At 40.4% G+C, this 13077-nt stretch carries 9 protein-coding genes and 4 tRNA genes; 6 read left to right on the top strand and 7 right to left on the bottom strand.

Features of this window, described 5'->3' with window-relative positions:
- Window positions 1-11 precede the first annotated feature (11 nt).
- From tuf to AC2SLM_RS12540, 7 genes are all read right to left on the bottom strand, one after another.
- Window positions 12-1202, bottom strand: a complete 1191-nt coding sequence (gene tuf, locus AC2SLM_RS12570) for an elongation factor Tu (protein ID WP_486543348.1) — start codon at window positions 1200-1202, stop codon at window positions 12-14.
- A 248-nt stretch (window positions 1203-1450) separates the two neighbouring features.
- Window positions 1451-1525: transfer RNA gene (locus AC2SLM_RS12565), tRNA-Thr, on the bottom strand.
- Between the two features lie 34 nt (window positions 1526-1559).
- A tRNA-Gly gene (locus AC2SLM_RS12560) sits at window positions 1560-1633 on the bottom strand.
- A gap of 102 nt (window positions 1634-1735) precedes the next feature.
- Window positions 1736-1819: transfer RNA gene (locus AC2SLM_RS12555), tRNA-Tyr, on the bottom strand.
- A 67-nt stretch (window positions 1820-1886) separates the two neighbouring features.
- A tRNA-Thr gene (locus AC2SLM_RS12550) sits at window positions 1887-1962 on the bottom strand.
- A gap of 96 nt (window positions 1963-2058) precedes the next feature.
- Complete coding sequence (locus tag AC2SLM_RS12545) at window positions 2059-2982, bottom strand: FHA domain-containing protein (protein WP_486554231.1); 924 nt, start codon at window positions 2980-2982, stop codon at window positions 2059-2061.
- A 426-nt stretch (window positions 2983-3408) separates the two neighbouring features.
- Window positions 3409-5019, bottom strand: coding sequence for a peptide chain release factor 3 (locus AC2SLM_RS12540; protein WP_486554230.1), 1611 nt, complete (start codon window positions 5017-5019; stop codon window positions 3409-3411).
- 320 nt (window positions 5020-5339) lie between these two features.
- On the opposite strand from AC2SLM_RS12540, the gene AC2SLM_RS12535 reads away from it, so the two are divergent.
- From AC2SLM_RS12535 to AC2SLM_RS12510, 6 genes are all read left to right on the top strand, one after another.
- Window positions 5340-6194: an endonuclease/exonuclease/phosphatase family protein gene (locus AC2SLM_RS12535; protein WP_486554228.1), complete on the top strand. Its 855-nt coding sequence runs from the start codon at window positions 5340-5342 to the stop codon at window positions 6192-6194.
- Between the two features lie 399 nt (window positions 6195-6593).
- The gene (locus AC2SLM_RS12530; protein WP_486554227.1) at window positions 6594-7007 is read left to right on the top strand and encodes an Ohr family peroxiredoxin; all 414 of its coding nucleotides are present in this window, start codon (window positions 6594-6596) and stop codon (window positions 7005-7007) included.
- A gap of 185 nt (window positions 7008-7192) precedes the next feature.
- Entirely contained in the window at window positions 7193-7603 is a 411-nt protein-coding gene (locus AC2SLM_RS12525) for an organic hydroperoxide resistance protein (RefSeq protein ID WP_486554226.1), read from the top strand.
- Window positions 7604-7890: 287 nt separating this feature from the next.
- Window positions 7891-10869 (top strand): DNA polymerase I, encoded by a 2979-nt coding sequence (polA, locus tag AC2SLM_RS12520; RefSeq protein ID WP_486554225.1) that lies wholly within the window; start codon window positions 7891-7893, stop codon window positions 10867-10869.
- Window positions 10870-11134: 265 nt separating this feature from the next.
- The gene (locus tag AC2SLM_RS12515) at window positions 11135-12550 is read left to right on the top strand and encodes a KAP family P-loop NTPase fold protein (RefSeq protein ID WP_486554223.1); all 1416 of its coding nucleotides are present in this window, start codon (window positions 11135-11137) and stop codon (window positions 12548-12550) included.
- A gap of 301 nt (window positions 12551-12851) precedes the next feature.
- A partial coding sequence (locus AC2SLM_RS12510; RefSeq protein WP_486551868.1) for a transposase occupies window positions 12852-13077 on the top strand: 226 nt, incomplete at its 3' end.

The raw sequence follows: 13077 nt of genomic DNA, 5'->3' as shown, positions 1-13077 counted from the left end.
GATTAAAGATATTAGTCTTTAACGCTAGCAACAACACCCGCACCTACAGTACGGCCACCTTCGCGAATTGCGAAACGTAAACCTTTGTCCATAGCGATTGGGTGGATTAGCTCTACGCTCATCTCAACGTTATCGCCTGGCATTACCATTTCAGTACCGTCTTGTAATGAGATAGCACCCGTTACGTCAGTAGTACGGAAGTAGAACTGTGGACGGTAACCATTTAGGAATGGCGTGTGACGACCACCTTCTTCTTTTGATAGTACGTATACTTCTGCGTCAAACTTGGTGTGTGGAGTGATTGAACCTGGCTTAGCAAGTACTTGACCACGTTGTACGTCTTCACGCTTAGTACCACGTAATAGTACACCACAGTTCTCACCAGCACGACCTTCGTCTAGTAACTTACGGAACATCTCGATACCAGTACACGTCGTCTTTTGAGTATCACGAATACCAACAATTTCGATTTCGTCACCAACACGTACTACACCAGACTCAACACGGCCAGTTACAACAGTACCACGACCTGAGATTGAGAATACGTCTTCGATTGGCATTAGGAATGCTTTGTCAACGTCACGCTCTGGTTCTGGGATGTAAGTGTCTAGAGTTTCTAGTAGTTCGATAACTGCTGGCTCACCATACTTACCGTCGTTACCATTTAGAGCTTCTAGTGCAGAACCTTTGATGATTGGGGTGTCATCACCTGGGAAGTCGTAGTCAGAAAGTAATTCACGTACTTCCATTTCTACTAGCTCAAGTAATTCTTCGTCATCAACCATGTCACATTTGTTCATGAATACGATGATGTATGGTACGCCAACCTGACGTGATAACAAGATGTGCTCACGTGTCTGTGGCATTGGGCCGTCAGTAGCAGATACTACTAGAATAGCGCCGTCCATCTGTGCCGCACCAGTAATCATGTTTTTAACATAGTCAGCGTGACCTGGGCAGTCTACGTGTGCGTAGTGACGTGCTTCAGTGTCATACTCAATGTGTGAGGTGTTAATGGTAATACCACGTGCTTTTTCTTCTGGTGCTGAGTCAATTGACGCGTAGTCTTTTGCTTCGCCGCCTGAAGTTTTAGCAGCGACAGTTGCGATAGCAGCTGTTAGTGTGGTTTTACCGTGGTCAACGTGACCGATGGTACCAACGTTAACGTGCGGTTTGTTACGTTCAAACTTGGCCTTTGCCATGTGTGTGTCCTCTTTTTTTGGGTTTACTGAAATAAATAGTATTTATAGGATAGTTATCAGTGATTTTTCTATTATTTAATTTATTACAACACTAAAAGGCAACACTAAGTGCTGCCTATCTAACAATTATCGATGTGATGTAATGTGGTGCAAGGTCATTATTTGCCCTTGTAAACGTCTTAATCTTAAATAGTCACCTAACGCTTAATCTTTATTTAATATCCAGTCAGCAAGCTAATTATAAATAGTGGAGCTCATATCGAGAATTGAACTCGAGACCTCTCCCTTACCAAGGGAGTGCTCTACCGCTGAGCTATATGAGCGTGCTTTGCTATTAACTGACTTATCTTAAATAGTTGGAGCGGGTGGCGGGAATCGAACCCGCGCCATCAGCTTGGAAGGCTGAGGTTCTACCATTAAACCACACCCGCAATATCACAGTGATGATAATCTGCCCATTCATTTATATTAGGCAGCGTCTGCTGATCTAGGTAGATAATGCTTGAACACTAATTGAAATTGTAACTAGAAAATGGTGGTGGGGGAAGGATTCGAACCTTCGAAGCTTTCGCGACAGATTTACAGTCTGTTGGGTTTGACCGCTCCCCAACCCCACCTGAGAAGTAAAACTAAAATAGATAATAGTTTTACTAAATTGCAATAAAGCAATAGTACTACGAAGAATGGTGCCGACTGCCGGGATCGAACTGGCGACCTACTGATTACAAGTCAGTTGCTCTACCAACTGAGCTAAGTCGGCGTGTTCCTTCGAAGTGGGGAGTATTCTAGCAAATATTTTCTAAAACACAACCCCTGATTTCATTTTTTTTGAAAAAAGTTCAATTTTTTTTCTTTATTATGCCAAAGCACCGCTATTAAATAGCCATATAGCAACCCCTAAGGCCAATAGAATCAACAGGACCCAGAGAATCCCACTGCCGCCATCTTTTTTTGTACTTTCAGGCGCTGCATTTGAATTTTTTACGTGTGCAACGCTATGCTGCTCAGATTCACTTACCGTATTGAAGGTTTTAATATCCGCTTGTGTTTTTTCAACGTGCGCCTCTTCAGTTGCAGAGAGTTTTGCAGTAGCCGCTTGTTTAGAACGTAATACATCTGGATCGGCTTCTTCTGCCAATTCTTTGTTATGCTGCGATAAATTCGTACCATCGACATTCTTTTTCACTAATGACTTATCCGCATTGTCATCTAGTGTCTCAACAGGTCCTGGATGCGCGCTGTCTTGATCAGGATTACCAAAGGCAATCGGTTCTTCTAGTTCGGCTTCTAGTGCCTCCTCTAGCTTCTCCTCGCTAATCTGCTCAACCGTTTCTGTCTTAGCCGGCTGTTTTTCTACTGTGCTTGTTTCTACTGTGCTTGGTGCGACAGTTTCTGTGGTTGTGCTGGCTGTATTAACTTCTGGCTCTACGACAGGCGCTTGTGTTGCCGTAGTGACTGGCTTTTGATCTACTCTAAAGCGAAACACCGCAAAACTTATCACATCGCCTGTATTTAGCGTTTGAGCGACATTGGGCTCAATCTTGGTATCATTTACTGAGGTGCCATTCGATGAGCCTAAGTCAGTGACTTGTAGTGTGCCATTATTAACGGTTAATTCAGCATGCTGACGAGATACCTGCTTGCTGCCAAGTACTACGTCATTGTCTTTGCCACGGCCAATAGTCAACTTATCGTCAATTGGTAACTCTAAATCGCCTAGCGCTTCGGTAATGGCTTTTAACTGCCATTGTTTGTTATTACTGTGCTCTGGTGTAGTCATAAAGACCTCCTTATCAATGAATAAATCATAAAAATAAAACGGATAAACATAAACTAAGTGCTCAATTACTCTCTATCTTACAGTATTCCTTGCTACTTTTTATGCTGAGTCCCTGCTGATTATCGGTGCTAGCCGGTAATATGAAGGACTTAAACGAGCTAAGAGCCCATTAGCCTATTCATATTTAGCTGTCCCTGTCCTACTGTCTTTAGTGAGCTTAATTATGTGCTTACTATACCCTAAAACAGCTTAGCCCTGTGTTTAAAGTGTGTTGAGCAGTATTACAAGTAAAACATCGCTCAAAAAAAAGACGCCCTTTACATATAAAGGACGTCTTTTTAACATTAGTCAGAATGATCTGACGTGCTTAGCTTATTATTCTAATGATTATTCTCATAGCCAATTAGATAACTAAAAAGATTAAGCTTAATGTTCACGTGTGCTGCTAAAGGTGATCTCTGGATAACGGTCTTGCATCAATTGCAAATTGACTCGGCTTGGTGCTAAATAGGTCAAATGTCCGCCACCATCTAGCGACAATTGGTCGTGTGCTTTTTTCTTAAACTTAGCCAATACCGCTTCATTATCACAATGAATCCAGCGTACGGTCGCAATAGATACCGGCTCAAAAACACATTGCACTTTGTATTCTTCTTTGAGGCGATGCGCCACCACTTCAAACTGAAGCACACCGACTGCACCCAAGATCAAATCGTTATTAATCTGCGGCATAAATACCTGAGTGGCGCCCTCTTCGCTTAGCTGCTGCAACCCTTTTTGTAGTGCTTTAGATTTTAACGGGTCCTTTAAAACCACACGGCGGAACAGCTCTGGTGCGAAATGCGGAATACCGGTGAAATTCAGATCTTCGCCTTCCGTAAAGCTATCGCCGATACTAATCGTACCGTGGTTATGTAAACCAATAATATCTCCAGGATAAGCCTCTTCTAACGCTTCACGGTCACCGGCTAAGAAGGTTAGCGCATCAGAGATACGCACGTCTTTACCCAGACGCACATGCTTCATTTTCATACCCTTCTCATACTTACCTGAGCAGACACGCAAGAAGGCAATACGGTCACGATGGCGTGGATCCATATTGGCCTGAATCTTAAATACAAAGCCAGTAAAGCTGGTTTCATTGGCTTGAACCACACGCTCATTAGTGGGATGGTTTTTCGGTGGCGGTGCATGTTCAATTAAGGTATCTAAGACCATGTTAACCCCAAAGTTACCCAGCGCAGTACCGAACAACACAGGTGTCATCTCACCTCTTAAAAAGGCCTCTACTTCAAAATCTTCTAGCGCCATTTGTACCAACTCTAATGACTCTTCAAAAGCTGCAAAAGCCAACGTACCCAAACGTTCTCGAATGTCCGGATAATCATAACCATCACGGGTTTCAATCTCGGTAATCTCGCCGCCATGACCTTTTTGATACAGATAGGTTTTGTCTTCGGTTAAATGATACACACCGACGAAATCCTGCCCCATACCAATAGGCCAAGTCACGGGCACACATTTGATTTTTAGAACCGTTTCAATCTCGTCTAATAGCTCTAACGGGTCGCGAATTTGACGATCTAGTTTGTTAATGAACGAGATAATCGGTGTGTCACGCATGCGGCACACTTCCATTAACTTAATGGTTCTTTCTTCCACACCTTTTGCGCCGTCGACCATCATTAAGGCACTGTCTACCGCGGTTAGCGTACGGTAAGTATCTTCTGAGAAATCGGCGTGACCTGGGGTGTCAAGTAGGTTAACGATGTGCTTTTTGTACGGAAACTGCATGACAGAGGTGGTAATCGAGATGCCACGCTCCTGTTCCATACTCATCCAATCCGAGGTCGCATGACGATCAGACTTACGGCTTTTTACTTCACCGGCCACCTGAATGGCTTGACCCCAAAGCAATAGCTTTTCGGTCATGGTTGTCTTACCGGCATCGGGGTGAGAAATAATCGCAAAGGTACGACGCTGGGCGACTTCTTTGTTTAAGGTTTTTGGATCTATTGCTTTTGCTTCTTGGCTCATAATTTGGGTATCAACTGTAAACTGTGTTTCTAATAATAGACAGGGCTATTAAGAGAAAATTTGAATAGAAATAATGAATAACAGAATTTAGATAAATAAGTGTGCGTATTGTAACGGATTTCAACTAGGGGTGCAGAAGATGTTATCTATGTGGTATGAATCGAACAATAAAGCGGAGAGCAAAATCTAAAATCTTGTCATGTTAATGACATGCAATTTTGACATATTCAATGCTGCTAATGTTCATTTGGCACATCTACACGTTTTACCGACTCTTATCTAAACAAATTAAATAATTAAAATAATATGGAAGTCTTACTATGTTTTATAAATCATTTATTTTATGGGGACTAGTTTTAGCAGCAAATTACAGTGCAAATGCTGATGTCTTAGTCGATAAAAAAGTAACAACTGACACCATTAGAGTTGCATCAATGAACATCATGTCATCACGAATGGGTAATACAGATAATATTGCTGCGGCAATTGGTAAGATGGATGCTGATGTTGTGGCGTTACAAGAAGTAGATAAATTGACCAAAAGATCTGGTAAAAACTTTAGTATCAAAGGCTCACAACCTATCGATCAAGCTAAATACATAGCGGATAAGTTGGGTATGCAGTCTTATTTTTGTAGCGCCATTGAGTTTGATGGTGGTGAATACGGTTCGGCCATTTTATCCAAATATCCTTTGAAGCTTGTCAAAAAAACCATATTACCTAATAATGAAACTGCCGAGCAAAGAGTTGCCTGTGCAGTAGAAGTCCAAATTCCAAATTACCCTGCCCCTTTAATGATAGTTGCCACTCATTTAGATCATACTTCACCAGAGCTACGCTTAAAACAAGTTGATGTACTTGAAACTCAATTTTCATCATGGCAGTTTCCTCATGCATTACCCATCATTATTGGTGATCTGAACTTCGCCCCTACCTCTGATGAATATAAAGCAATCACTGCTTGGTATAATGATACTGATCCGGCGCATCATGTGACAGCGCCAGCTTGGAATCCAGACAGAAAGATTGACTATATCTTAACTTCGAATGCGCAAAAATGGCAAATAAAGAGTGTTGAAATACCCAAACCAACAGATAAAGTTAATAACATTGAATACTATAAAATTACAGACCACCTCCCCAAGGTCGTCGAAATGAGTTTAGTAGAACAGTAAACAGAATTCAGTAATGACACCAATCTATATTTTTTAATATGTCGAACTTATATATCAATATAATGATAATTAAAACAATATTTTGAGTTATATACTTCGATAAAACTCTAAAATCCCTGCCAAAAATTATGACACTTCAAACGATGATTGCAAGGCATAAAGGTTACAAAGTGTAGTAAAGCTTTACGTCATACAAACGTTAATCCACAAGTGGTTTGTTATGATTACTTAGTGTTCAAATAACATTTTAAATACTCTATTAACTTATAACTCTACCTATAAGTCATTATTTATCTATGATGGCTTGTATCCTAGTCAATTTAGATACAATACCTCTTAGTTAGATTGAACTTATATGTACCAAATAAAAAACAAACTTAATATAAAAAAGGAATAACTATGAAAACAACCTACTCTACAACAGCGACAGCAACCGATGGCCGTATGGGCGAGGCAACATTGAGTGATAGTAAGTTAATCATTAATATGCAGCCCCCTAGCCCTTCAGCAGACGGCAATAACCCAGAACAACTTTTTGCGATGGCATTTGGTGCCTGTTTTGATGGCGATATTGATATTGTTCAAAAAAATAACAAGAATAAATTTGATCATTCTACCCAAGTAGAGGTCGACCTTTTGGTAGGTGAGCATAACGAACATAGATTAGCCGTAAAGATTCATGTTGTCGCTAGTAATACCGATCTTAGCGCCGATGAAGTTCAAAAAGTAGTTGATGAAGCTTTTGAGATGTGTGCCTATGTAAATACCGTTCGTGAAAACGTAGTGGTTGAAGTGACATCTGAAATAAAATAGAACTAATGTTGAAATCGAAAGCCAACCTTTAACTTATCTCTCTATTCGATTTAAACCATCTTAATACTTTAAATAGTACCTTATTATTAAAATAGCTATTTAATAACTTCGATAGCAAAGCAGACTAGGTTATTTGTTAGACTTAGACCTTGCAAATATCTATAAAAAAATCAAAAGGGATTATTATGAAAACTTTATATTCAACTAGATCTTCAGTCACTGGCGGACGAATGGGCTCTGCCAAAGTTAGTGACAGTGACTTAGTCATTAATATGACCCCACCAGGTACAGGCGATGGCAACAACCCTGAACAGCTTTTTGCAATGGGCTATGGCGCTTGCTTTGACAGTGCATTAGGCGTGGTCAAAAGAATGCAAGGTGTTGAGTTTGATTCGACTACAGAAGTGGAAGTAGACTTATTACAAAGCGAAAACCATCAATACAGCTTAGCCGCTAAAATTCATGTTATCGCAAGTAATACAGACTTAAGTGCTGATGAGGTGCAAAAGGCGGTTGAAAAAGCACACGAAGTTTGCCCTTATTCTAAAGCCACTCGTGGCAATATCGATGTCGAAGTGACGTCTGAAGTAAATTAAATAACCGATTATTGATATAAGTTAACTGCTTAGAGTTAACCAGTATAACCCCCCTGTATTAATAGTGTGCTCAAACACAAAAAAGCCCAATTCGTCTTTTGCGAGTTGGGCTTTTCTACATCTATTAAATTTATATCTAGGGTTAGCTCAATATCGTTCTGTCTTTTTCGGCCGTATATGACTACTTTAACAATCACCCGATAGCGTCTCTTATTTTTCGTTATAATGAGGGCACAGCGAATTTATCCCAATTCCCTTTTTTATTTTGATTGCTTTTTAGGACTGCTATGACTGACACCAACAATAATAATCTGAATACCTCTGACACCTCGCATGACGCACTTGACCCCAATGTATTGCCAACATTTGATGACATGCCAAATGTAGCAACTATGCAAACCAGCCATATCAATAAAGATGAACCGCCTTTTATTCTTGTTGATGGCTCATATTATCTGTTCCGTACTTATCATGCGCTACCTAAAACCATGATGACCACTCAAGGGCTAATGACCAATGCGGTACGCGGAACATTAAATGCTTTATTGAAGCTGATGCGTCGTTACCACCCCACACATATGGCGGTGTGCTTTGATACCAAATCGCCTACTTTCCGTCATACTATGTCCGAGGAATACAAAGCCAATCGTCCTAAAATGGATGCAGAATTGGCAGAACAGATTCCTTATATCCACCGCTTGGTGCGAGCGCTTGGCATCCCTCTATTGCGTATTGAAGGCGCTGAGGCCGATGACATTATCGGTACCTTGACCCAGCGCGCTGTTGCAGAAGGTCATCACGTCGTCATCTCAACCGGTGATAAAGACATGGCGCAGTTGGTCAATGATTGCGTGATATTAGAGGACAGCTTTACTGGCAAAATCACTGACGTGCAAGGTGTAATCGATAAATTTGGCATTAAGCCAGTACAGATGATTGATTATTTAACCCTAATGGGGGATAGTTCAGATGGTATTAAAGGTGTCGCTGGCGTCGGTAAAAAGCGTGCCAAAGACTTATTGGTTGAATACGAGACCATCGATAATATCTTGGCAAACGTTACTGATATTAAGGGTAAAGTCGGTCAAACTTTGCAAGATTCTGTAGAGACTATTGCTCAAGACAAACAACTGGCTACTATTGTGACTAATTTAGAGATTGGTCAAGACTGGGAAGATTTGCGCATCAATACCGACAGCTCGGCGTTTATTGATGAGCTTCGTGATCTATACAGCGAACTTGAGTTTAAAAATGAATTGGCATCACTTGACCATCCCAATCACCCTGCCAATACTCACAGTCAAAGCGTTGATGAGAGCAAAGCCGATGCCGAGTCGCAGGCACAGATTGCCAAAACCTTACAAAACCAGAAGCAGTCTACGATTGTCGAACACGTTAAAGACAGCAAAAATCATGAGAAAGCTTGGCACACTGTACTCGACGAGCCAGCTTTCAACAGCTTAATAGAGAAATTAGAATCTGCGCCCTACTTTGCAGTAGATACCGAAACCACCAGTATCAACTGGCGTGAAGCAGATATCGTAGGCTTGTCATTTGCGCTTCAAGCACATGAGGCTTATTACATTCCGTTAAATCACAGCTTAGAAGATGATACGCTGACGGCCAAGCAGTTAAACCAAGACTTGGTACTGTCTAAGTTAAAACCTATTTTAGAAAATGCAGGCATCGGTAAAATTGGGCAAAATCTAAAATACGATGCTCATATTTTGCGTCGTTATGACATTGACCTAAACATTAGCCCTAAAAATTGGACGATGGATACCATGCTGGCAAGCTATGTCTTGAATGCTGCCGCTACCCGTCATGGTATGGATGATTTAGCGCGTCACTATTTGCACACCCAAACCATTACCTACGAAGATGTGGCAGGTAAAGGCGCTAAGCAAGTCACCTTTGATAAGGTCGCTGTCGATATCGCCAGTGATTACGCTTGTGAAGATGCTGATATTACCTATCAGTTATTTGAGCTATTCTCTGATAAGCTTAAAGATGATGATACCAACCAACGCTTGCTACATGAACTAGAAATCCCTGTATCGCAAATTTTAGGCGAGATGGAAGCGACGGGTATTTTAATCAAACGCTCTTTCTTAAATGAGCTGTCTGAGCGCTTTGATGAAGAGATTGGTGAGCTTGAACAGCAAGCCTATTACGAGGCTGGTGAAGAGTTCAATCTTGGCTCCCCTAAACAATTGGGCGAAGTATTGTTCGATAAATTAGGCGTGATTGGCGGTAAAAAGACCAAGTCTGGTCAATATTCTACCGGTGAAGCCGTACTATCAAAAATCGACCATCCATTGGCAGAGATTGCCCTTGAATACCGTGGATTATCTAAACTCAAAAACACTTATACCGATGCGCTCGACGCCGTTGCCGATAAAGACACTGACCGTGTGCATACCAGTTATCATCAAGCCTTAACCAGTACCGGTCGTTTGTCTTCAACTGAGCCTAACTTGCAGAACATTCCGATTCGTACCAAGACTGGCCGCTTGATTCGCCAAGCATTTATCGCGCCCGAAGGCCGCGTTATTTTAGCAGCGGATTATTCGCAAATTGAGCTGCGTCTGATGGCGCATTTCTCTGGTGATGAGAACCTAACCCGTGCGTTTAATGAGGGTCTGGATATTCATAGCGCCACTGCTGCAGAGGTATTGGGCAAGCCGGTTGCTGATGTAACCTCTACCGAGCGCCGTAATGCTAAAGCCATTAATTTTGGTTTGCTATATGGTATGAGCTCTTTTGGTTTGGCCAAACAGCTGCAAATGACCCGTGGTGAGGCGCAAGATTATATCAATCAATACTTCGCGCGTTATCCTGGTGTGAAGCAGTATATGGATGACACCCGTAATAGTGCAAAACAATACGGCTATATTGAAACTATCTTAGGCCGTAAGCTATATACGCCAGATATTGAACACACTAACCAAATGGTGCGCCGCGGTGCAGAACGTGCTGCGATTAACGCCCCACTTCAAGGCAGTGCTGCCGATCTGATTAAACTGGCGATGATTGCCGTGGATAAAGTATTACCTAAAGACAATGCCAAAATGCTGCTGCAAGTGCATGATGAATTGGTCTTTGAAGTGGATGAAGATAAAGCAGATGACATTGCAGCACTTATTATAACAGCGATGCAGAATGTGTTAAGTGACACCGCCAAGCAACTGGGCTGGGATATTGATTTTGCCGTACCTTTATTGGTTGAAACAGGAGTGGGTAATAACTGGGATGAGGCGCACTAATCCTTATTGAGTCTTATCAATAGGGAGTTTTAGTAGCTATTTCCCGCTTTTTGCTACTATCTTGGCGGGCAAGGCGGCAGGCTCTAAAGCAAGTGGCGTTCCTGACTCAGCGATAACGCCGTTTGCTAAGTGCCTGCAACGCCTTGCTGTACCAAGTATATCCGCTTCAATCGAGGCTAAACCGCTCCTCCGATGCCACATAGGTTTATTATCCGAGTTGATAGCAACAAAATTTTAGTAGTTGCAATATTTTTAAAGGCAAATCATGAAGATTAAACCACCTCTCGTACAGATAAAGAAAGATGACCCTTTTGTTAACGACTTATTAAATCGCAAACCTTTTGCTGACAGGTTGACTAATCTTATTATGAATAATAAGGATGAGCTCGTTATAGCTTTAAATGGTCAATGGGGTGAGGGTAAAACCACCTTTATAAAGATGTGGCAAGCTCAACTTGAAAATGAGGGTTTTCAATGCATCTATATTGACGCTTTCATAAGCGATTACACAGACGATGCGTTCTCTACTATTTCAATAGAAATAGACAACTATATAGAAGCTAATATGGGAGACAACTTAAAGAAAGAGGAGTTTTTGAATAAGTCATGGGATGTAACTAAACGCTTTCTAGTTTGGACAGGAAAAGTAGGAGTAAAAGCTTTAACTCTTAATGTTATTGGAGAAAACGAACAAAGCAAACTCATTACAGAGGTTAAAGAAGTTATTTCAAATGATATATCAAATCAATTTGATAGCTTTACTAAAGATAAGTTACTAGCTAAGCAGTCTAAGATATTATTTGAAGAATATAAAGAAGCATTAGCAGAAGTTGCAGGAAGCTTAGCATCTGACTCCAATAAACCACTTATAATACTTATAGACGAGTTAGACCGTTGTAAACCAAGGTTTTCGGTTCAAGTTTTGGAGAAAATAAAACATTTTTTCTCTGTTAAGAATGTAGTATTTGTTCTATCTGCAAATTTAGAGCAATTAGAACATTCTATTAAGTCTGAATATGGTATGGGAATTGATGCCACGACATATTTACAGAAATTTATTGATATAAGCGCAACATTGCCACGTTATACATTGGATGCTAAATCTGGAACATATCCACCTACTACCGATTATCAAGGAAGTGTAGAGTACTATTCAAGGCTATTAAAGCATTACGATTTTATCAACTCGATTGAACAAATAGATAATAATGGTAATTTAATAGCTTTTATGATGTATTTATTAGCTATTAATAGAACATCATATCGGCAATCTGAAAAGATTATGACTAACACTAAAATATTAATTAGTAGCTTTGATTCGAACAATTTGAATTACACTGTAGTACTTTTAATTATTCTAGTATCGTATCTAAAAACGACACATCCAAATCTGATACCAATGCTTTACAGCCGCAATATTTCTAGTGATGATATATATAATTTATGGGATTTTAAAAAAATAGAAGGCTCAAATTCTTACGAAGATACGTTAAACGATTTGAAAAAATATATCAGTTACTGTTTAGACTATGATGCACATTATGGAAATGAAGACTTTGAAAAATTCCGTGAAAATACACGTTTTTTAGGTGGTGGCTTTCATAACCGAATCTTGATTTTAATGGAAACCTTAGATAGTTTTAAAATTTTCGACGAAAATGGCATGTATAACTATAGATAAGTATTGAAGGGTGTGCCTCGCGCGCCTTTCATGAGAAATTTCTGAAATCATAAAGTGCACTTTAGAAGTCACCTATCAAATTTTCCCAATCCAATCGAATAAACTACCCTTTGACAAGCTAATTGGTGCGCAGGGCGCACCCTACAAGCTATTAATCTTAAGAGTTGATAGAAAAACGTATGCAAACAGATTTCGATATACATATTATCCGACAGCATTGGATAATGGATTGTAACTATCCCCTAAAATAACACAGCTCAAACGTAGAATTTCTTATAAAATACCCATAAGGAGTTTTGATATGAGCAAACGAATGACTGAGACCCAAATCGTATCGATATTAAAAGAAGCAGAAGCTGGAATACCTGCTAAAGAGCTGTGCCGTAAATACGGGATTGCTAGCTCGACTTTCTATAAATGGCGTTCCAAGTACGGTGGTATGGAAGTCTCTGATGTTAAGCGATTAAAAGAGCTTGAAGAAGAAAACCGTAGGCTTAAACAGATGTTTGCTGATTTAAGCCTCAAAG

Source organism: Psychrobacter sp. CX16, from assembly GCF_057396245.1.
The sequence above is the reverse complement of the archived record's forward strand: the minus strand, read 5'-3'. Positions and strand labels throughout refer to the sequence as shown.